The organism is Rhodococcus sp. KBS0724 (genome assembly GCF_005938745.2).
Classification (GTDB): domain Bacteria; phylum Actinomycetota; class Actinomycetes; order Mycobacteriales; family Mycobacteriaceae; genus Rhodococcus_F.
The window spans coordinates 4,246,922-4,266,883 of sequence record NZ_VCBX02000001.1 but is presented as its reverse complement, the minus strand read 5'-3'; the positions used below and the strand labels follow the sequence as shown (position 1 = coordinate 4,266,883).

17 protein-coding genes and 1 tRNA gene are annotated in these 19,962 nt (G+C 62.4%); 8 read left to right on the top strand and 10 right to left on the bottom strand.

The features are described 5' to 3' along the window. Nucleotides 1-48 precede the first annotated feature (48 nt). Together FFI94_RS19675 and nudC are read left to right on the top strand one after the other, a co-directional pair. Entirely contained in the window at nt 49-1,116 is a 1,068-nt protein-coding gene (locus FFI94_RS19675; protein WP_138869308.1) for a TrkA family potassium uptake protein, read from the top strand. A gap of 42 nt (nt 1,117-1,158) precedes the next feature. Continuing rightward, nucleotides 1,159-2,055, top strand: a complete 897-nt coding sequence (gene nudC / locus FFI94_RS19670) for an NAD(+) diphosphatase (protein WP_138869307.1) — start codon at nt 1,159-1,161, stop codon at nt 2,053-2,055. A gap of 4 nt (nt 2,056-2,059) precedes the next feature. On the opposite strand, the gene FFI94_RS19665 is transcribed toward nudC, so the two are convergent. Then, nucleotides 2,060-2,317: a mycoredoxin gene (locus tag FFI94_RS19665; RefSeq protein WP_260684212.1), complete on the bottom strand. Its 258-nt coding sequence runs from the start codon at nt 2,315-2,317 to the stop codon at nt 2,060-2,062. 102 nt (nt 2,318-2,419) lie between these two features. Between FFI94_RS19665 and FFI94_RS19660 the strand changes: the two genes are divergently transcribed. Beyond that, on the top strand, nt 2,420-4,543 hold the full coding sequence (locus tag FFI94_RS19660; RefSeq protein WP_138869306.1) for an ATP-dependent DNA helicase UvrD2: 2,124 nt from the start codon (nt 2,420-2,422) through the stop codon (nt 4,541-4,543). A 375-nt stretch (nt 4,544-4,918) separates the two neighbouring features. Further along, complete coding sequence (locus tag FFI94_RS19655) at nt 4,919-5,209, top strand: WhiB family transcriptional regulator (protein ID WP_185993260.1); 291 nt, start codon at nt 4,919-4,921, stop codon at nt 5,207-5,209. A gap of 8 nt (nt 5,210-5,217) precedes the next feature. On the opposite strand, the gene FFI94_RS19650 is transcribed toward FFI94_RS19655, so the two are convergent. From FFI94_RS19650 to FFI94_RS19640, 3 genes are all read right to left on the bottom strand, one after another. Continuing rightward, nucleotides 5,218-6,540 (bottom strand): AarF/ABC1/UbiB kinase family protein, encoded by a 1,323-nt coding sequence (locus tag FFI94_RS19650; protein WP_185993259.1) that lies wholly within the window; start codon nt 6,538-6,540, stop codon nt 5,218-5,220. 4 nt (nt 6,541-6,544) lie between these two features. After that, nucleotides 6,545-7,438 carry a hypothetical protein gene (locus FFI94_RS19645; protein ID WP_138869304.1) on the bottom strand — a complete coding sequence of 298 codons (894 nt, stop codon included), beginning with the start codon at nt 7,436-7,438 and terminating at the stop codon, nt 6,545-6,547. Between the two features lie 109 nt (nt 7,439-7,547). Beyond that, nucleotides 7,548-8,990, bottom strand: coding sequence for a zinc-dependent metalloprotease (locus FFI94_RS19640; RefSeq protein ID WP_138869303.1), 1,443 nt, complete (start codon nt 8,988-8,990; stop codon nt 7,548-7,550). Nucleotides 8,991-9,081: 91 nt separating this feature from the next. Here FFI94_RS19640 and FFI94_RS19635 point away from each other — a divergent pair, with 91 nt between their 5' ends. After that, the gene (locus FFI94_RS19635; RefSeq protein ID WP_185993258.1) at nt 9,082-10,128 is read left to right on the top strand and encodes a PDZ domain-containing protein; all 1,047 of its coding nucleotides are present in this window, start codon (nt 9,082-9,084) and stop codon (nt 10,126-10,128) included. Between the two features lie 10 nt (nt 10,129-10,138). Here the strand turns inward: FFI94_RS19635 and FFI94_RS19630 are convergent, their stop codons facing one another. Beyond that, a complete protein-coding gene (locus FFI94_RS19630) occupies nt 10,139-10,741 on the bottom strand; it encodes a PPA1309 family protein (RefSeq protein ID WP_138869302.1) in 603 nt (200 codons plus the stop codon). Nucleotides 10,742-10,888: 147 nt separating this feature from the next. Here FFI94_RS19630 and FFI94_RS19625 point away from each other — a divergent pair, with 147 nt between their 5' ends. Further along, entirely contained in the window at nt 10,889-13,846 is a 2,958-nt protein-coding gene (locus FFI94_RS19625; RefSeq protein WP_138873294.1) for a UPF0182 family protein, read from the top strand. A gap of 115 nt (nt 13,847-13,961) precedes the next feature. Here the strand turns inward: FFI94_RS19625 and FFI94_RS19620 are convergent, their stop codons facing one another. Further along, complete coding sequence (locus tag FFI94_RS19620; protein WP_138869301.1) at nt 13,962-14,516, bottom strand: transglycosylase family protein; 555 nt, start codon at nt 14,514-14,516, stop codon at nt 13,962-13,964. A gap of 444 nt (nt 14,517-14,960) precedes the next feature. Between FFI94_RS19620 and FFI94_RS19615 the strand changes: the two genes are divergently transcribed. Then, nucleotides 14,961-15,034, top strand: a tRNA-Met gene (locus FFI94_RS19615). A gap of 66 nt (nt 15,035-15,100) precedes the next feature. Here FFI94_RS19615 and FFI94_RS19610 read toward each other — a convergent pair. The 4 genes from FFI94_RS19610 to FFI94_RS19595 form a co-directional block, all read right to left on the bottom strand. Beyond that, nucleotides 15,101-15,745 carry a GntR family transcriptional regulator gene (locus tag FFI94_RS19610; RefSeq protein ID WP_138869300.1) on the bottom strand — a complete coding sequence of 215 codons (645 nt, stop codon included), beginning with the start codon at nt 15,743-15,745 and terminating at the stop codon, nt 15,101-15,103. 64 nt (nt 15,746-15,809) lie between these two features. Then, the gene (locus tag FFI94_RS19605) at nt 15,810-16,856 is read right to left on the bottom strand and encodes an isopenicillin N synthase family oxygenase (protein ID WP_138869299.1); all 1,047 of its coding nucleotides are present in this window, start codon (nt 16,854-16,856) and stop codon (nt 15,810-15,812) included. 34 nt (nt 16,857-16,890) lie between these two features. After that, the gene (locus tag FFI94_RS19600; protein WP_138869298.1) at nt 16,891-17,754 is read right to left on the bottom strand and encodes an ABC transporter permease; all 864 of its coding nucleotides are present in this window, start codon (nt 17,752-17,754) and stop codon (nt 16,891-16,893) included. Then, nucleotides 17,751-18,533, bottom strand: coding sequence for an ABC transporter ATP-binding protein (locus FFI94_RS19595; RefSeq protein ID WP_138869297.1), 783 nt, complete (start codon nt 18,531-18,533; stop codon nt 17,751-17,753). Before FFI94_RS19595 ends, FFI94_RS19600 begins: the two co-directional genes overlap by 4 nt. A 251-nt stretch (nt 18,534-18,784) precedes the next feature. Here FFI94_RS19595 and FFI94_RS19590 point away from each other — a divergent pair, with 251 nt between their 5' ends. Further along, on the top strand, nt 18,785-19,960 hold the full coding sequence (locus FFI94_RS19590) for a nitrate ABC transporter substrate-binding protein (protein ID WP_138869296.1): 1,176 nt from the start codon (nt 18,785-18,787) through the stop codon (nt 19,958-19,960). Nucleotides 19,961-19,962: the final 2 nt, after the last annotated feature.

Sequence of the window (19,962 nt, the reverse complement as noted above, 5' to 3'; positions counted from 1 at the left end):
CCACTACTGTGATGCGTCTGCGAAGTTACTAGTGAGAGAGTTGCAAGTATGGCCGGTAAGCTCCGGGCGCGTTTTTCCAGGTCGGAATCATTGGCCGACCAGCCTGACTTTGCCCTTGTCGGGGTGCTGCGAATTCCGCAGCTGCAGACCAGTCCTGCCCGCGCTATCTACAAACGGGTTCTGGTGGCACTCGGCGCGCTCGCGGCCGCCGTGCTCATCGTGTACATCGACCGGGCGGGGTATCGCGACGCGCAGGACAACGAGCTCTCGCTTCTCGACTGCATCTACTACGCCACGGTGTCGCTCTCGACTACCGGCTACGGCGACATCACGCCGTTCACTCCGTCGGCGCGTCTGGTCAACGTTTTGTTGATCACGCCGCTTCGTATCTTCTTCTTGATCGTGTTGGTCGGAACCACACTGTCAGCTCTGACCGAGAGTTCGCGTCAGGCGTTCAAAATTCAGCGTTGGAGGCAGCAAGTGCGTAATCACACCGTCGTCGTCGGATACGGCACCAAGGGGCGCACAGCAATCGAAGCCATGATCGGCGACGGTGTGTCCGCATCCGAGATCGTGGTCGTGGACACCGATCGGGCTGTGTTGGACGCCGCTGAGGCCAAGGGCCTGGTGACGGTATTCGGTTCGGCGACCAAGTCGGACGTGCTTCGCCTCGCGGGAGCGCAGCGGGCAAATTCGATCATCGTCGCAACCAACCGCGACGACACGGCGGTGCTCGTGACGTTGACCGCTCGCGAGATCGCGCCGAAGGCACGAATTGCCGCGGCTATTCGTGAGGCGGACAACGCGCATCTCCTGCGTCAGTCCGGCGCCGATTCGGTGGTTCTCTCCTCGGAAACCGCGGGCAGGCTCCTCGGCATCGCCACCACCACACCCACGGTTGTCGAGATGATCGAGGATCTGTTGACGCCGGAGGCGGGATTCGCGATTGCCGAGCGTGCTGTCGAACGTGACGAGGTCGGTGGATCGCCGCGTCACCTGTCCGACATCGTGCTGGGAGTTGTCCGCGACGGGCGTCTGGTTCGGGTCGGTTCACCGGAGGTCGATGCTGTCGAGGCAAACGATCGACTGTTGTACATCCGTCGCGTCGTCAGCTGATACTCGTCAGCTGATATTTCGGCGCCCAGTAATGTCGTCAGCGTGAACGACTTCCAGCTGACCGAAACCCCTCTGCTTTCCCGCTCGAGTGTCGGCCGCGCCGAGGAATTGCGGTCCGACGCAGCCGCTCTGACCGCGGGGTGGGGTGACGCGCTGCTCTTGCGCGTCAACTCGCGCAGTCAGGTGAAGGTCTCCGGTGGGCAGTTGGTGTTCGGCGAGGCCACTGACCTGGGTGCGGAACCTGTTCGCGGTGCGGTGTTTCTCGGAATTCGCGACAACAAGCATGTGTGGGCTGTGCGCGTGTCACTCCTTGCCGGCGAACTGTCGGATCTCCGGATGTTGGGCGGAACCCTCGACGATGCGGACGCGGGTCTACTGACGGGCGCGATCGCCATTCTCAACTGGCACGACAGTGCCGGATTCAGCTCGATCGACGGGGCTCCGAGTGAGCCGACGATGTCCGGGTGGTCACGCATTTCCACGACCACGGGCCACGAGGAGTTTCCGCGCACCGACCCGGCAGTGATCTGCCTGGTACACGACGGCGCGGATCGAGTGCTGCTGGCTCGTCAGCCGACGTGGCCGCAGCGACGGTTCTCGATCCTCGCCGGCTTCGTCGAAGCCGGGGAGTCGCTCGAGACGTGTGTGGTGCGCGAGATCAAGGAAGAGGTGGGCGTCGACGTCCACAGCGTCCGCTACCTGGGCAGTCAGCCGTGGCCGTTCCCACGTTCGGTGATGTTGGGATTCACGGCCATCGGCGACCCCGCCGATCCGCTGGTGTTCGCGGACGGCGAGATCGCCGAGGGACGGTGGTTCACCAAAGACGAGGTGCGATCTGCTCTCGAACTGGGGGACTGGGCATCCGACGCGGACGCGCCGCTGCTCCTGCCCGGTTCCATCTCGATTGCGCGAGGAATGCTCGAGAGCTGGGTCAAGTAGCGCCTTACAGGCCGAGAGCCGCCTTCACCTGATTGAGCGAGGGGTTGGTGGCCACACTGCCGTCGGCGTACTTCACGGTCGGGACGATGTGGTTGCCGTCGTTGACACTGCCGACAAATTCGGCTGCCGAGGGATTGTCCTCGATGTCGATTTCGGTGTACTCGATGCCCGACGCGTTGAGCTGAGTCTTGAGGCGACGGCAGTAGCCGCACCACGTGGTCGAGTAGATGGTGAGGGCAGGAGCTTTTTCGGAAGTAGTCACGGCGCATATAACACCACGAGTTCGGTTGTTGTTCCGTAACCGGCCGTGTTCGCTTGCCCACATCCGCTCGGGCACGCGGCGGAGCTGTCGGTACGCCCTGCCATGATGGTGCGCATGCCTGCGGACACCGGACTGGACCCGGAACAATCAGCCGCCGTGCTCGCTCCACGCGGCCCGGTATGTGTACTCGCGGGCGCCGGAACAGGCAAGACACGCACGATTACCCGGCGAATTGCCCACCTGGTTGCCGACGGTCATGTGCAGGCCGGGCAGGTCCTGGCGGTCACGTTCACCGCGCGCGCCGCCGGTGAAATGCGTGGCCGACTGCGAGAGTTGGGTGTTGGCGGCAGCGGCCCCCAGGTGCAGGCTCGCACGTTCCACGCTGCTGCGCTGCGGCAACTCAAGTACTTCTGGCCGCAGGTGATCGGCGATACCGAATGGCGCCTGCTGGATCGCAAGTTCGCGGTTGTCAGCAGCGCCGCTGCCCGGGTCGGTTTGCCGACCAGCACCGAAAGCGTGCGCGACCTCGCGAGTGAGATCGAGTGGTCCAAGGCGTCGCTGATCGCGCCGGAGGACTACCCCCGCACTATTGCCAAGTTCCGCCGGGAGGCACCTGCCGATCCGGCGAAGGTGGCGCAGGTCTACGCAGCGTACGAAGAACTGAAGGCGCGCGGCCAGGACGGCATGCTGCTCGATTTCGACGATCTCCTCCTGCACACCGCTGCCGCACTCGAGGAGCACTCGTCCGTGGCCGACGAGTTCCGTGAGCGCTACCGCTGCTTTGTGGTGGACGAGTATCAGGACGTCACGCCGCTGCAGCAGCGCGTTCTCGACGCGTGGCTCGGTGACCGCGACGACCTCACCGTTGTCGGCGACGCCAACCAGACCATCTACTCGTTCACCGGAGCTACCCCGAACTACCTCCTCGACTTCTCACGGAAATTTCCCGAGGCAACGGTGGTCCGGCTCGAACGTGACTATCGCTCGACGCCGGAGGTCGTCTCGCTGGCCAACCGGGTCATCGGCGCTGCCACCGGGCGAATCGCCGGCACCCGATTGCAGCTCATCGGACAACGCGCGCCGGGTCCCGAGCCCGAGTTCGCGGAATTCAACGACGAACCGTCCGAGGCGCTTGCCATTGCCCGGTCGGTGAAACGTCTGATCGCCGCCGGAACACCGGCCGCCGAGATCGCGATCCTGTACCGGATCAACGCGCAATCCGAAGTGCACGAGCAGGCACTCACCAAGCTGGGCATCCCATTCCAGGTGCGGGGCGGCGAGGGTTTCTTCACTCGCACCGAGGTTCGTCAGGCGGTGACGGCGCTGCGGCAAGCCGGCGGCCGAGACGATCTCCCTGACGGCGCAGACAGTGGCACCGGACTTCTCTCGCTGGTCCGGGCGGTACTGGCACCACTCGGACTGACCAACGAGGAACCGGCAGGCACCCAGGCGCGTGAACGCTGGGCGTCATTGACCGCGCTCGTTGCACTCACCGAAGAGCAGTTGGTCCACGATCCCGAACTGACACTTCCCGGCCTCTTGCAGGAACTGACGGCGCGCGCCGAAGCGCGGCACCCACCAACAGTCCAAGGGGTCACGCTGGCGTCGTTGCATGCCGCCAAGGGCCTCGAGTGGGACGCCGTATTCCTGGTCGGCCTCAACGACGGCACGCTCCCCATCCAGCACGTGCTCGGTGACGCCAACTCCGCCCCGGACGAGGCCGCCGTCGAAGAAGAGCGTCGGCTCCTCTACGTCGGTGTCACGCGCGCCCGTGAGCATCTGCACTTGTCCTGGGCATTGGCGCGCAACGAGGGTGGCCGAAAATCCCGACGCCGCTCACGGTTCCTGAACGGGTTGATCCCCGAGGATTCCCCGGCCTCACGGATTGCCACACCGGCGCAGTCGGGCAAGAAGCGTCAGCGCTGCCGTGTCTGTGGAAAGCCGCTCATGGGAACGTCGGCCACGATGCTCGGTCGATGCGAGAAATGCCCGTCCAACATCGACGTCGAATTACTCGAGAACCTGCGCGCGTGGCGCCTCGACAAGTCGAGGGAAAAGAAGGTGCCCGCCTACGTCGTGTTCAGTGACAACACACTGACCGCCATTGCCGAGCAACGCCCGCAGGACGCTCGGGGCTTGGTTGCCATCAATGGAATCGGGCCGAAAAAACTCGAGGACTACGGCGAAGACGTCCTCATTATCTGCAAAACCGCAGGTCAAAAATAGGTTGTGCAGTTTCCGAGAATTCTCTAGTCTGGTTTCCAGTGCTACGGGGAGACTCGTGCGCTGAAATTATCCGGACCGATCAGAAATGGAGGTGGCAAAAATGACGAACATGATTTCGTACCCGGTGCGTGAACACTTCGCTGTTGCCGCCGCCAAGCTGCGCGCAGCAGCAATCTGGTCCGTGTCTCTAAGCCATCGAGAAAATCCTCGATAAGACGCATCCGTTCACTTACGGCCACGGACCCCGCATTACGCGGACCGTGGCCTTTGTGTTGGATCCCGTGCTTTCCGGTTTCCCCGCTCGGTTGTGGTTCGCACCCATCGAACCCATTTTTTGCGACACATCCACGTCGCATCCAAGCTAGGAGAGACGAGTTGTCTACCCAGACATGTCGAGCCGTCACATTCATCGAGATCGCTTCCACCCGCCACGACTTGCCGTGCCGCGTGTCCGATCCCGATCTGTGGTTCGCGGAGTCCCCGGCAGAACTCGAACAAGCCAAGGCCCTCTGCGCGCAGTGCCCCATCCGCTCCCTCTGCCTGGGTGCAGCTCTCGACCGCGGCGAGCCGTGGGGAGTGTGGGGCGGAGAAATCCTCGACCACGGTGCGGTCATAGCAACCAAGAGGCCCAGGGGCAGACCCCGTAAGCAACTCGTGTGCGCCTGAGGAGCCTGTTACACCTGCGGTTCCGCAAATCCCGGCAGCCACCGGGTCAGGATCTCCATGTACGGGGCGTACGCGTCCAACTGGGCACAAATGCCCACCGAGCCGAGGAGGACTCTGAAGATCATCAGGTACTCGGGCGGCAAGTTGAGTGCCCGGGCCGTCCGGAACTGCGCGCTGTTGAAATCGGTCGCAGTTCCGGCGGCTCGTTGAAGCCACGTTCGAGTGAAGTGGAAAGACTCGGTCTGGATCGGATCGGTGAACGGGCGTAGGTAGTCGGCGATTTCCTGGTCGGTGACCGTGCGGCCCGGAATGACAAAACCGTTGGCGCGCAACAGTTCCGTCAGTTCGTCGAATCGTTCGTCGACGGCCAACCTCACCATTGTTCCCAAGACTGTCGGGAGTCCGTTCGGGAACGGTGCCGCCGCGCCGAAATCGATGACACCCAGTCGGCCGTCGTCGAGCAACATGAAGTTCCCGGGGTGCGGATCGCAATGCAACAGGCCGACGCGCGCCGGTGACGCGAAGTGGAACTCGGCGAGGAGTGCACCGGCGGCATTGCGCTGGTTCGGGGTTCCGCTCTCGATGATCCTGGTCAGCGGTGTTGCCGTCATCCATTCGGTGACAACAACTTTCGGCGCGCTCGCAACGACGCGCGGGACGACGAACTGCGGATCGCCGTCGAACTCCGCAGCGAATGCTCGCTGATTGTCGGCTTCGATCCGGTAGTCGAGTTCTTCCTCGGTGCGCGCGGTGAACTCCTCGATGACCGGACGCACGTCGACGCCGGGCATCACCGATCCGAAGAGGCCCGCAAATCGGGCGAGAGTCTTGAGGTCGGCGCGCAGGGCGTCGTCGGCGCCGGGGTACTGCACCTTGACGGCCACGTCCCGTCCATCCGACCACACGGCCCGATGGACCTGCCCGAGGCTTGCCGACGCGGTGGGTGTGTCGTCGAAGGACTGGAACCGATCACGCCATTTGGTTCCCAGCTGCTGATCCAACATCTTGTGGACCTGCTTGACGGGCAACGGCGGCGCGGCGGCCTGGAGCTTGTTCAGGGACTCGCGATACGGCTCGGCGAATTCCTCCGGAATGGCCGCTTCCATGACGCTGAGTGCTTGGCCCAGCTTCATGGCGCCGCCCTTGAGTTCCCCCAGAACCGAAAACAACTGTTCCGCGGCCCGGGCACTGAGCTGGGCGTCGATCTGGTCTTTGTCACCACCGGCGAGCTTGCGCCCGAAGCCCATTGCGGCCCGCCCGGCCATCCCAATCGGAATGCTTGCGAGTTTGGCGGTACGGGCGGAGCTTTTGCGCGGGATGTCGGACACCACACCATCATGTCTGACGGACGCCGCCTGCGCCCGTCACGGGTGCGAGGTAATGGCAACTGCACGACGTTTGCCGAGGCCAGCGACGTGTGGTGATGCGATACGGGACAAGATCAATCTCGAGGGTGGAGAACAAGCTGACCGGCGGCGTCGCTTCGGACGCACTGATCGCGGACTCGATTTCGGACAGAGCGAGCGCGGTGGTCGCATGGATCATCGCGGGTTCGGCGTAGCCGGCGCTACCGAGCAACTGCGCAGCCAGGTGCAGCCAGTCCGGATCGTGGGCAGCCCGGGTGATGTCGGCGCATCGCAGACAACTCGAGTGTCCGGGCAGTACCAACGGTCCGACGACGCCGCAGCCGTCGCGCAGGTGAACTGCAAGGTGGGGGATGCCGCACCGAACGAGGTCGGCAACCAGGCGAGGATCGGTGACGACGTCATCGGTCAGGACGACAAGTACATTCCGCCACCCGGCAACGACATGGCTGCTGCGGTAGCCGTGCGAGCGTTGGATGTGCGTGCTGCCGTGGCGTAGTGCCTGCGTGATGGAGTCCGACAACGGACCTTGCCCGTGGACACGAATTGCTCCGGTTCGGCTGGTGCCGCCCCGGACTGGCCGCAGGTATCCGCCTGTGGTGAGTTCGGCGAGCAGTTCGGTCATGACCGCGGTGCTGATGCCGCGCCGGGTCGCAGTCCACATGATGGTCGCAATACTCGTGCGTCCGTCCATCAAGCGGAGTAGGGCTTGCAGGTCCCTGCCGTCGACTCCGGCAGGGGGAGTCAGGACCACAGCTTTCCCCGGTCGCCATCCGAGTTGAAGCCGGCCGTCCGGGCGCAGAAGAACAACGATCCGTGAATCCCATTCGGGACCCACGGATCGTGTGGTGTTCGGTGTGCTCATTCACCGATGATGACAGTGAGCTGAGCTCGCCTGATCGCGAAAATCGTAGTTATCCACAGGCTTTCGAGGCGCTGACCTCGCCCTTCGACGTGGATCGCAACTTTTCGGTTTACTTGCCGTCCTGATCGTCCTCAGCGGACTTGTCTTGTGTCTTGTCTGTCTGTGTCTTGTCTGTCTGTGTCTTGTCCATGGCTTCCTCGGCGGCCCGTTCCTTGGCCAGCAATGCCTCGAGCTGAGCCATCGGATCGTCGAAGTTACCGGCCTCGCCGCCGCCGGTGACACGTTCGATGAACGACGTCGGGGCATCGAGGTCAGTGGAGTCAGGCAGCAGGTCCGGGTGCGACCAGACGCCGTCGCGAGCTTCCATTCCGGCTTCGGCGGTCAAGCGCTGCCACAGTGTTGCGGCCTCGCGGACCTTGCGCGGACGAAGTTCGAGACCGACGAGTGTTGCGAAGGTCTGCTCTGCCGGTCCGCCCGTGGCGCGTCGACGGCGAAGCGTCTCGCTCATCGCGGCAACACCAGGCAGGCGTTCGCCGAGTCCGGCGGTGACTACCGTCTCCACCCAGCCCTCGACCAGGGCCAGCAGTGTTTCGAGGCGCTCGAGAGCGGCCTTCTGCTCCGGTGTTGTCTGCGGTTCGAAGGTGCCCTGTTGCATGAGGGCTTCGAGCTTGGACGGGTCGGCCAGGGCCGACGGGTCGAGGTCCTTCGCGAATTCCTCCATTGCCGAGAAGTCCATGGTGATCCCACGGGCATATTCCTCGACGGTGGACAGCACTCGCTGGCGCAACCACGGCACATGGCTGTACAGGCGATGGTGAGCAGCCTCACGTGCGGCGAGGAACACCAGGATTTCCTGATTGGGCTGTTCGAGCCCGTCACTGAACGACTGAACTGCTGCGGGAAGAAGCGCGGCGGTGCCGGCGGGACCGAGGGGGAGACCGATGTCGGTGGAGGACAGCACTTCCTTGGACAACTGGCCGAGAGCCTGACCGAGCTGCGAACCGAACGCGAGTCCACCCATCTGCGTGAGCATTCCCATCATCGGGCCGGCCATCTGAGCGGCCTCCGGCGGCAAACCCTGCGCCCACATGCCAGACACCTTCTCGGCAACCGGATCGCACAGGCGCTTCCAGGTGTCGATGGTGTTGTCGAGCCAGTCGTTAGCCGTCCACGCAACCGTCTTGGTGGCGCCGGCAGGCAGCGTCGTTGCAGCGTCCAGCCATAGTTCCGCGAGATGAGCCGCGTCGGCGATGGCCTTGACGTTGCCCTCCGTGATCGGTGTGACAGAACCGATCTGCTGGCGCGCGAGTTTCTTCGCGACGTCGTAATTGACAGGACCGGACCCGCCGGAACCCATCGACGACCCCATGCCGCTGAGCATCTGGCCGAACTGGGTCAGCATCTGCCCGAGTTGTGCGGGGTCGAAACCTTCACCGCCAGCGCCGAACCCGAACGGCATGTCACCACCCCCGAACGGATTGCCACCGGCCGCGTTCTTGTCGCGGTCGGGATCGTCGTCGGAGTTGGAGAAGCCGAACGGCATGTTGCTCATACCTCAACGGTACAAGGGTTCGAGGCCTCGAGTAATGCGCGCTGTCACGCTGATGGCGAACAGTGAAGGCAATGGCTCTACCCTGGACAAGGTGAATCGACGGATCGTGACTCTCCTGGCCGCCTTAGCTCCCATCGTCGTCTTGGGCATCGTCGGATCCCTCGTCACCGTTCCGTACGTCGCGCTCGGTCCGGGACCGACGTTCAACACGCTGGGCACAGTCGACACCACTGTCGACGGCAAGCAGGTCACGAAGTCGGTGGTCGACATCGAGGGCACCGAGCTCGATCCAACGACCGGCAACCTCAATATGACCACTGTCTCCGTTCGCGACGGTCTCAATCTCTTCGAGGCCTTCGGTCTCTGGGCCAGCGGCGACCACGGATTGGTTCCTCGCGCCGAGGTGTACCCGCCGAGCAAGACCAAGGAAGAAATTCAGCAGGCCAACACCGCCGACTTCCAGCAGTCCGAGAACAGTGCGGAACTCGCGGCCCTCAATTTCCTGGGCAAGCCAGTCGCGTTGACCGTCACGAAGGTCACCGAAGACGGCCCTGCCAGTGGCGCGTTGGCCGAAGGCGACACTCTAGTGAAGATCGGCGACACCCCGGTAGACACGGTCGGTGCGGTGCAACAAACTGTTGCGGCGATAGCGCCGGGCACGCAGGTACCGGTCACCGTGATTCGCGACGGAGCCGAAACGGTTGTGCCCGTCACGGTCGGAGCCCGGCCCAACCAACCGGAGTCCGGCTACCTCGGCATCACACCGGAAGAAGTTCCCGACGTTCCGTTCGACGTGACGTTCAATCTTGCCGATATCGGAGGGCCGTCGGCCGGACTGATGTTCACCCTCGCTCTGCTGGACAAGTTGACGCCGGGCGAACTCAACGGCGGGCAGTTCGTCGCAGGAACCGGAACCATCGATTCGGACGGCACCGTGGGCCCCATCGGAGGAATCCGCTTCAAGCTCATCGCCGCCGCCGACGCCGGTGCCACGACGTTCCTCGTCCCCGCGCAGAACTGCGACGAGGCAAAACAGAACGCGCCGGACGGTCTTCGACTCGTGAAGGTCGACAACCTGTCCGGCGCGGTGGACGCACTCGACAGCATCAACTCGGGCGGCGACGCACCCAGCTGCTAGTTCTTCCGTGCTAGTCCTCTTCGACCTCGTCGAGCGTCGCGTACAGCGCGTGAACGAGGTGAGGAGCCAACCCGTCGTACGTCAAAAGCGCCGGCTCGGCGTAAGGATCTGCGTCCTCGTCCGGGCGCATCTGCAACAGCGACAGGGACGGGCCGTCGCGGAGAACGCCGACAAAGAGGCGTGCCGCACGTCGATCCGGGTGGGCATCGGCCGTCAGTCGAGCAATTTCGTCGGCTGCGTGCTCGTCGGTCACGACCGGCTCGACGGCATGGTCGAGATCGGATTCCGCGGCGGGCGGCAGAACCACGATTTCCTGAACGAGGATGCAACCCTCGACGGACTCGGGCCAGTTGGTCGTTGCCAGGAACTCTTCGAGCGCTCGTGATCCGCCGATGATGTCGTCGGGGAGCGGCTCCTGTTCGATCGGGGTGTATTCGGCCCCGTCCTCGAGTTGATCGAGGAGGCCCGGTTCGGCTGCGGCAAGCAACTCGGTGGGTACCAAGGCATACAACTTGGGCGGCTGATCCCAGCCTTCGGCGTCGATGTGGTCGACAACTTCATGAACGCACCGGGCAAGAGCCTTCGGTGACCTGTTCGGATTTTCTTCACTCACCCGTTCATCCTTGCACCTCGTGTTGTCATGCCGTGACTGTTGTTACGTAGAGTGGTCCGAAACGGCCAAGTCCACTCGGACCTGGCTGCACTGATCGATGCACTCGGTTGCGACGTCTCGGCGTCGCCGAATCTTGGAGCGTGGCACGTGGGCATGCGGCCCCCCGCAGGTTTACCCTCTCTGTCCAGACGCAGTCGAATTCTGTTGGGGGTAGCCGTAATTGTTGCGGTCCTCCTGCTGATCGGTCCCCGGCTGATCAGCATGTACACCGATTGGCTGTGGTTCGGCGAGGTCAATTTCCGAGGCGTTTTCACCAAGGTTCTGCTCACCCGGGCGCTGCTCTTCCTCGTCGTGGGTGTTGTAGTCGGTGCCATCGTGTGGTTGGCGATGATGCTCGCGTATCGCTCGCGTCCGGTTTTCGTTCCGGTGTCGGGTCCGAATGATCCGATCGCGCGCTACCGCACCACCGTCATGTCGCGTCTGCGTCTGTTCGGTGTCATCGTCCCGATCGCGATCGGATTGCTGTCCGGGTTGATCGCTCAGGCCAACTGGGTCACGATCCAGTTGTTCTTCAACGGCGGTTCGTTCGGGATCACCGATCCGCAGTTCAACCTCGACGTCGGTTTCTACACGTTCGATCTGCCGTTCTACCGCTTCGTGCTGAACTGGCTCTTCGTCGCGGTTCTCCTGGCATTCGTGGCGAACCTTCTCACGCACTACATCTTCGGTGGCATCAAACTCGCCGGCCGTGGGGGAACGTTCACGTCGGCTGCGCGTATCCAATTGGCAGTCTTGGCAGGGACTTTCGTTCTGCTCAAGGCAGTGGCGTACTGGTTCGACCGGTACTCGCTGCTCTCGAGTGATCGTAAGGAGCCCACATTCACCGGCCCCGGTTACACCGACATCAACGCGGTGCTGCCGGCCAAGCTGATCCTGCTGTCGATCGCAGTGATCTGTGCCCTGGCGTTTTTCGCGGCCATCTTCACGCGTGATCTTCGTATCCCGGCGATGGCTGTTGCTCTGCTCGTGCTGTCGTCGGTACTTGTCGGTGCCGTGTGGCCGATGATCGTCGAACAGTTCTCGGTCAAGCCGAACGCTGCAGACAAGGAAAGCACGTACATCGAGCGCAATATTGCTGCCACCAGGCAGGCGTACGGCATCACCGACGACAAGGTGACGTATCAGCCGTACTCGGGTGACGCCACCGCAATTCCGCGGGACGTTCCGGCCGATGTCACGACCATTGCAAACGCGCGCTTGCTCGATCCCAACATTCTTTCGCCCACGTTCACGCAGCAGCAGCAGCGTCAGAACTTCTACGGGTTCCCGCCGTCGCTCGACATCGACCGCTACGAGGTCGCCGGCGAAATGCAGGACTACATCGTCGCGGCGCGTGAACTCTCGCCGAACAACCTGCAGGGCAACCAGACGGACTGGATCAACAAGCACACCGTCTACACGCACGGTGACGGCCTGGTGGCAGCACCGGCCAACAGGATCACCGCTCCGGTCCTCGACCCGACCAAGGAAGCAGCCAACAACAACGCGGGTTACCCGATCTACACGGTCAGTGACATCGCGTCGCTGGCCGCGGGAACGCAGGTCATCCCGGTCGACCAGCCGCGTGTCTACTACGGCGAGGTCATCGCTCAGGGCACTGCGGACTACGCGATCGTCGGCGGGTCGAGCGGCTCGGAACCGCGTGAGTACGACACCGAGCAGACCAAGTACACGTACACCGGATCCGGCGGTGTCGACATCGGAAACTGGTTCAACCGGTTGGCGTTTGCTGCCAAGTACACCGAGCGCAACATCCTGTTCTCGGGTGCGGTCGGCTCCGATTCGAAGATCATCTACAACCGTGACCCGCGCGATCGCGTCGGCCAGGTTGCTCCGTGGCTGACGATGGACGGCGACGCCTACCCGGCTGCCGTGGACGGCAAGATCGTCTGGATCGTCGACGCGTACACAACGCTCGAGAACTACCCGTACGCGCAGCGCAGTTCGCTAGAGGGCTTGGTGGCCGACAGTGTCGACGCCACCACCGGCCGACTTCTCCCGAAGAAGGAGGTGTCGTACATCCGTAACTCGGTGAAGGCCACCGTCGACGCTTACGACGGCACGGTCACGCTGTACCAGGTCGACGACAACGATCCCGTCCTCAACGCCTGGAAGGGTGTGTTCCCGAACACCGTCCAGCCGCAGAGCGCGATCTCCGACGATCTGCGTGCGCACTTCCGTTACCCGGAGGATCTGTTCAAGGTCCAGCGCGAAATGCTGGCGAAGTACCACGTCGACAACCCGACCGAATTCTTCACCAACAACGCGTTCTGGTCGGTGCCCAACGAGCCGACGGTCGAAGGTTCCAATCAGAACGAGCCGCCGTTCTACGTGATGGTCGGCGATCAGGAGACCGGTGAGCCGTCGTTCCGACTCATCAGCCCGATGGTCGGCTTCCGCCGTGAGTTCCTCTCGGCGCACATTTCGGTGGATTCGGATCCGAAGAACTACGGCAAGATCACCGTCCTGCAGTTGCCGACGGACAAACAGACGCAGGGTCCGTCGCAGTCTCAGAACTCGATGATCTCGGATCCGCGAGTGGGTTCGGAGAAATCGATCCTCGAGAGAACCAACACGATTCGATACGGCAACCAGTTGGCGTTGCCGATCGCAAAGGGCGGCATTCTCTACGTCGAGCCGATGTACACCGAACGCAGTAATGCCAGTACGTCGTTCCCGCAGCTCTCTCGTGTCTTGGCGAGTTACCAGGAACCGGGTGTGTCCGGACGTGTCCGGGTCGGCTACGCGTCGACGCTGGCCGAGGCTCTCGGTCAGATCTTCGACAACGGCGGTGCTGCCGGGGTGGCAACGGCTCCGGGCGGAACGGCCGAGACAGCCCCGACTCCGGATACGAGCACGGAAACCAATCCGACGCCCGGTGCCCCGGCGCCGGCACCGACGGACACCGCTGCAGTGGTCGCGGAGCTCGATGCGGCATTGACCAATCTGCGAGCTACCCAGCAGAGTGGCGACTTCGCTGCGTACGGCGCCGCGTTGGATCGTCTGCAGAAGGCAGTTGACGCCTACCAGGCGCTGCCGAAGTAAGGTTTTGTAGCAGAACACTTTGTAGCAGAACACGAAGGCCCACCATCCAATCGGATGGTGGGCCTTGGTGTTTGTGTACGCGTGTTTGTGTGCGTGTGTTCCTGTGCGACCGGTGTCAGCGAAGTGCTGCGAGCACCTGCGGGTTGGTGTCGGCGAGCTGCTGGAACTGCGCGCCGAATCCGTACTGGTCGGCAAGTGCGCGAGCGGAGTCGTAGGCCTGCTGTGCTGCGGGCTTGAACTCGGCCGGGATCTGGAATGCGGCGATGGGTGCTTCTGCGACGACCGGTGCTGCTTCGGGGGCCGGTGCCGGTGCGGGAGCCTGCTCCTCGGATGCGACGGTCAGGTGCCTGCCGCAGCTGGGCCATGCGCCCGGACCCTGGGACTGCAGGGTGTTCTCGGCAACGCGGATCTGCTCTTCCTTCGACGCGTTTGCGGGGGAGCCGGAGCCACCGTTGGCGGTCCAGGTGCTCTGTGAGAACTGCAGGCCGCCGTAGTAGCCGTTGCCGGTGTTGATGTTCCAGTTTCCGCCGCTTTCGCAGGCTGCGACGCCGTCCCAGTTGTGGGTGGCTGCGGATGCTGTGCCGGCGGAGATGGTGAGGGGCACTGCAACGAGGGCGCCGGCTACGGCCAATGTGCCTACTGCACGCTTGCTGATGCTGGTGTAAGACATGGGGTAAATCCTCTCCGCGCTCGCTGACAACGGCGGGCCTGCGGGTCGAGGTGGTGCGTTCGTCCCGGGCGCTTGTCTCTCCGTGTCTCTGCCCCTCGAAGGTTTCGGGGGTTCCGATCCCGCGGGGCAGAGTCAAGCAGCGGCGGGTCGGCGTTCGCCCGGTTGATTCGGGCCGGGATCGACCGTACGGCAGTTGCTTTCAAGGTTCACTTCACAGTTTTACGAGCGAACTGTTCGGTATGGGTCGGGATTTTTCGGACAATCGCCAGGTCAACTCCCACCGATGCGGATTCGAAGCGGCGCCGTTACATACTCGTTATGTGTTGATGGTCACGGGTAAATTGTGAAGCCGGTCACGAAAAATCGCGGTTCGAGGCCTGGATGTGACTCTGGCGCAGGCGATTTGCAATCTGTTCGCCGGCTCGTGTAGTTTTATCCATGCATCGCGGGGTGGAGCAGCTCGGTAGCTCGCTGGGCTCATAACCCAGAGGTCGCAGGTTCAAATCCTGTCCCCGCTACTAAAGAAAGAACCGCCGCACTGGAATCCAGTGCGGCGGTTCTTTTTTGTTCGCGTGTTGTGGTGGTCAGCAGCGCGTCGTACGGACGAGTAGTCCGGCGACGTGAGCGCTCGCTGCGGCGCGGGCACCAATGGCGTCACCGGTCTCGATGGCCGAGACGATCCGGGCATGCTCGGCTACGGCGAGGCGCCGGTTCAGATCCGAACCCCACATATCCGTCCGAAACAGGTGCGACTGGCCATCCAGACGGTGCAGAGCCTCGCTGAGTGGGACATTGGCCGCTGTCTCTCGAATCAGATTGTGGAACTCGAGATCCAATGCGGAATCGCGTCTCCGATCCGGTGTGGTGTCCAGCAATTCGCGTTGCTCCTCGACCATCGTGTTCAGTTGCGACACGACGTCGTGCGTTGCGCGCGTTGTGGCGCTGAATGCTGCCAGGCCGTCCAAGACCTCCCGGACCTCGAACACCGCGCGCAGTGAGTCCGCATCGAGTGATTCGACCCTCGCACCGGCGTTGCGGGTATGCACCGCGATGCCCTCGTAGATCAACTGCTGCACGGCCTCACGAACCGGTGTTCTACTGACATTCAGCTTGGTTGCGAGCGCGGGGACACTCAGCGGCGTACCCGGCGCAAGTTCGCCGGAGAAGATGAGCTCTCGGAGACTCTCGTGCACCGATTCGGTCAGTGGCGCACGTTCGGTTGTGGTCATGATTTCTCGCTGGTCATAGATTCGCTGGTCATAGTTTTCGCGGTCCCCTTGCACAGTGCTGACATTACCCGGCCGCACGCACCCGTTCGGCTTCTCGCAAGTCCCCACCCGGGGCGATCCCACCCTTCAATCCGGCGACTTTTGCCGCGATGTTCTCGGCAATCGTGATCGGCGGATATCCGACCTCACCTGGCGCCAGTGTTCCCGGCAGAGCCTCGATTACGGCGTCGTAGTTGCCGTCGAAAAAGAATGCGGCAGAACGCCGTCTGATGATCCGGCCGCCGACGATCGGCGGGTCCACGCGGTGAATCGTGGACCGCCAGCGGTCGTTGGTCCATCGAGCCATTGCGTCGCCGAGATTGATCAGCAGTGCGTTGTCTGCGGGTTGGGCGTCGTGCCAGAGATTGTCGGCGCCCAGAATCTGAAGGCCGGGAACCTGATCGGCCCACAGAATGGTCAGAATCCCGAAGTCGGTGTGTGCGCCCATGCCGGTCATTTCGCCGGCGACATCGATGTCGCCTTCTTCGAGCGCGTAGTTGTTCATCTTCAACGCGTTGATCGAATGGTCGAGCATGGAGTCGAAATATCCCTTCTCCAAACCCAACGCATCGGTGAAGGCGCGCATCAGGATTGCGGCCAAAGTCTCCGCATGGGAGAAGTAGTGCTCGACGGCCGGCCGGAACCCGGGTGTGGCGTCCGGCCAGGTGTTGGCGGCGTAGCTGGATTCGGGGAGGTCGAGTCCTGGATAGTCGGTAACCTCGGTTCCGACGACAACAGCTTCGTAGAAGTCGTTCATCATGTTTGCGGACGCGACGCCCAGGCTCATGCTCAACGACTCCGATTTCGGCGGCGAGTAGCCGCGATTCTCGGAAGACGAGCGAGCGTATGTCTTCTTCACGTTCAACGGCAGGTCGAAGAATTCGTCCAGCGCACAGGCCAGTCCGTCGATCGACTCACGGGGAATGCCGTGTCCCACAATCTGAATGAAGCCGACTTCGCGGCAGGCCCGGTCCAGTTCGGTAGCGACGGCAGCGCGGGCGGCGTGGTGGCGTTCGTCGGGCGAGTTCGCGAGGTAGGGGCTGATGTCGATAGTGGGAATCTCGAAGCTCATGTCAGTATGTCCTTTTCAAGTAAGAGCAAGTCGATCAGCGGCCTGACGTGTGCCACTTACCGACCAGCACGCGGGCGAGGTATCCGAAGACGGAGAAGACCAGAACGCCGAAAAGCGATGCGATGACGATTGCGCCGATCAGATCCTCGGACTGGAGTCGGCTGCGGTAGACGTCGAGAAGGGTGCCGATGCCTGGCTGTCCTTTCGCGAAGAACATGTCGCCGATAATGGCGCCGACAACGACCAGTCCGGACGCGGTGCGGATGCCGGTCAGAATGGCAGGCATCGCAGCCCGCAGTTCGAGCTTTACCAGCCGGTCCCAGCGGGATGCGCGTCCGAGAGTGAAGAGTTCGTGCAGTCCCCGGTCGACGGACTGCAAACCGAAGTGGGTGTTCGTGATGATGGGGAACGCTGCGATCAGTACACACACCAAGGTGCGGGCAGTCATGCCGTAGCCGAACCACAGGCCGATCAACGGGACGATCGCGAGAATGGGAATGACCTGAAGCACAACGGCATACGGGTAGACGATCCGTTCGATCCACTTGGCCTGACTCATCAGCACACCGGTTCCGACGCCGATCGCAACGGCGACGACAAAGCCCACAGCCGCGACCTGTGCGGTGACGGCCAGAGCTTCGAGCATCGGGCCCAAGTGTTTCCAGTCGAGTAGCGACTGCGTGAGCACTCGACTGGGTGGCGGCAGCATGAACTGGCGTTCGGGTGAGAGGACTAGGTTGCTCACTATCGACCAGAGTGCGAGGGCGCCGGCCAACGAGAGAAGGGGAAACAGGATTATGCTCCCGATTTTCTTCAGGCGTGGCTTCCAGGACTGCGTGGGTAGGGAAGTTGCTGCGGTGCTTACTGCTTCGCGACGAAGTGTGAGTGCTTCGGTCATCGGATGCTCCCGTGCAGACTGGCCGAAATTTCGGCGACGTATTCGGTGAAGCGGGCGTCGTACCGCAGTTCCGGGCTGCGTGGGTAAGGAAAGTCGATGTCGACGACAGAATGGATGCGACCAGGTCGCGCGGTCATGATGACAACCTTGTTGGCGAGGTACACCGCCTCGGACACCGAATGCGTGATGAACATCGCGGTGAATCCCTTGTCCGCGTACAGCCGTTGAAGTTCGACCTGCATGTCGAGGCGAGTCATTTCGTCGAGAGCGCCGAACGGCTCGTCCAGGAGCATGACCTCCGGAGCCAGGGTCAGAGCCCGGGCGAGAGACACTCGCATCTTCATGCCGCCGGACAGTGCATTGGGCAGTTGCCCCGAGAAGTCGCGCAGGCCGACTGCATTGATGGCGTCGGTGCCGCGTTCACGACGGAGAGCTTTGGGTACACCGCCCAACTCGGCCGACAACTCGACATTGGATTGCACTGTTCGCCACGGCAACAGCGTCGGTTCCTGGAAGATGAAGCCAACTGACTCGGTGTCGAGTGCAACGGATCCACTGGTAGGGCGCTCGAGACCGGCTGCCATGCGCAACAGTGTCGACTTTCCGCAGCCGGACGGGCCGACCACGGCCACGAAGTCGCCACGACGCACATCGAGGTTGATGCCGTCCAGTGCCACCGTGCCGGTGTCGAACTTCTTCACGACATCGGTGAAGGCCATCTGCATGGACGTGGTCAGTCTGCGTGCGTCGGTGTCCTGCATCGTGTTTGCGAGTTTCATCCGTGCCTCCGGATCGTGTGATGCATGCAAAATATCTGTATTCTGCTGCGTTCGAGTTTGGATTGCATGTATGTCGTGCGGATTTCTCAGTGTTAATTGGCTGTGACATCGCAGGTAAATTGGTTATCTCGAATGTTTAACCTGCGAGAAACAATGCGGAATCTGCATGTAATCGAAGTGATACAGACTCTGCTCATCCACAATCTGCATGTCAGAGCTAGTTCATTCAAGAGTCATTCGAGGAGAACCCCGTGAGTCCCAATCGCACAACTGTGGGAACCGCCAGTATCGCCCTCGCACTGCTTGCTGCATTCGGATTGAGTGCATGCAGTTCGAGTGACGCCGACACGGCAGTTGCGTCAGAGGCGCTCGAACCGGCGGCGGAAGCACAGATGCTTGCCGGAGCGTGCCCGGAAAACGTTGTAGTGCAGCTGCAATGGCAGCCCCAGTCGGATATGGGCGCGCTGTTCGAGATGCTCGGGCCGGGATATACGGTCGATACCGACGACAAGTCGGTCAGCGGCACTCTGGTCGCGGGCGGCAAGGATACCGGCGTCGATCTCACACTTCGGGCCGGCGGCCCCGCTATCGGATTTCAGTCCGTCAGTTCTCAGATGTACGTCGACGATTCGATCACGCTGGGGCTGATCCATGGCGACCAGGTGATTGCCGCGTCGGCGAGCCAGCCCGTCATGGCGGTGACCCCACTGCTCAAGTACAGTCCGGCAATCGTGATGTGGGACCCCGCGTCGCACCCCGAGTGGAAGAGTGTTGCCGATATCGGGAAAACCGATGCAAGCGTCGTGGTCTCGAAGGAACAGTTGTTTCCGCAGTGGCTGGTTGCGAAGGGGTTGTTGAAGCAGTCGCAACTCGACACGAGTTACGACGGCGCACCGTCGCGTTTCGTCGGCGATCCGACCATTGCGCAGCAGGGGTTCGCGAATTCCGAACCGTATACGTACGAGAACGAGACCCCGGCATGGGACAAGCCGGTTTCCTTTGACCTGCTGAAGGATTCGGGCTTCGATATCTATGCGTCCAACGTGTCGGTCCGCGCCGACAAAGTAGAATCGCTCTCGTCGTGCCTGACCAAGTTGGTACCGATCATCCAGCAGGCGAGCGCCGACTACATCAGTGATCCGGGCGCGGCGAATGACACGATCGTCGACGTTGTCTCGCAGGATATTTCGTTCAGCCCCTACACCGAGGGCGAAGCTGCCTTCAGTGCTCAGATGTTGAAGGACGAAGGATTGATTGCAAACGAGGCCGACGGTTCTGTGGGAACCTATGACATGGCCCGAGTCGCCCGAAACGTCGCTGACCTGACGCCCGTCCTGGTGGCAGGCGGTGCCGCGATTCCGGATTCACTGACCGCGCAGCAGATCTATACCAACCAGTTCACCAATCCGTCCATCGGAATCCGCTGATC

Bases quoted from the DNA above. Each gene is read 5' to 3' on its own strand.
- FFI94_RS19675 (WP_138869308.1), top strand. From the start codon at position 49: ATGGCCGGTAAGCTCCGGGCGCGTTTTTCCAGGTCGGAATCATTGGCC.
- FFI94_RS19660 (WP_138869306.1), top strand. From the start codon at position 2,420: ATGATGGTGCGCATGCCTGCGGACACCGGACTGGACCCGGAACAATCA.
- FFI94_RS19645 (WP_138869304.1), bottom strand. From the start codon at position 7,438: ATGAGCACACCGAACACCACACGATCCGTGGGTCCCGAATGGGATTCA.
- FFI94_RS19640 (WP_138869303.1), bottom strand. From the start codon at position 8,990: ATGAGCAACATGCCGTTCGGCTTCTCCAACTCCGACGACGATCCCGAC.
- FFI94_RS19620 (WP_138869301.1), bottom strand. From the start codon at position 14,516: ATGTCTTACACCAGCATCAGCAAGCGTGCAGTAGGCACATTGGCCGTA.
- FFI94_RS19610 (WP_138869300.1), bottom strand. From the start codon at position 15,745: ATGACCACAACCGAACGTGCGCCACTGACCGAATCGGTGCACGAGAGT.
- FFI94_RS19605 (WP_138869299.1), bottom strand. From the start codon at position 16,856: ATGAGCTTCGAGATTCCCACTATCGACATCAGCCCCTACCTCGCGAAC.
- FFI94_RS19600 (WP_138869298.1), bottom strand. From the start codon at position 17,754: ATGACCGAAGCACTCACACTTCGTCGCGAAGCAGTAAGCACCGCAGCA.
- FFI94_RS19595 (WP_138869297.1), bottom strand. From the start codon at position 18,533: ATGAAACTCGCAAACACGATGCAGGACACCGACGCACGCAGACTGACC.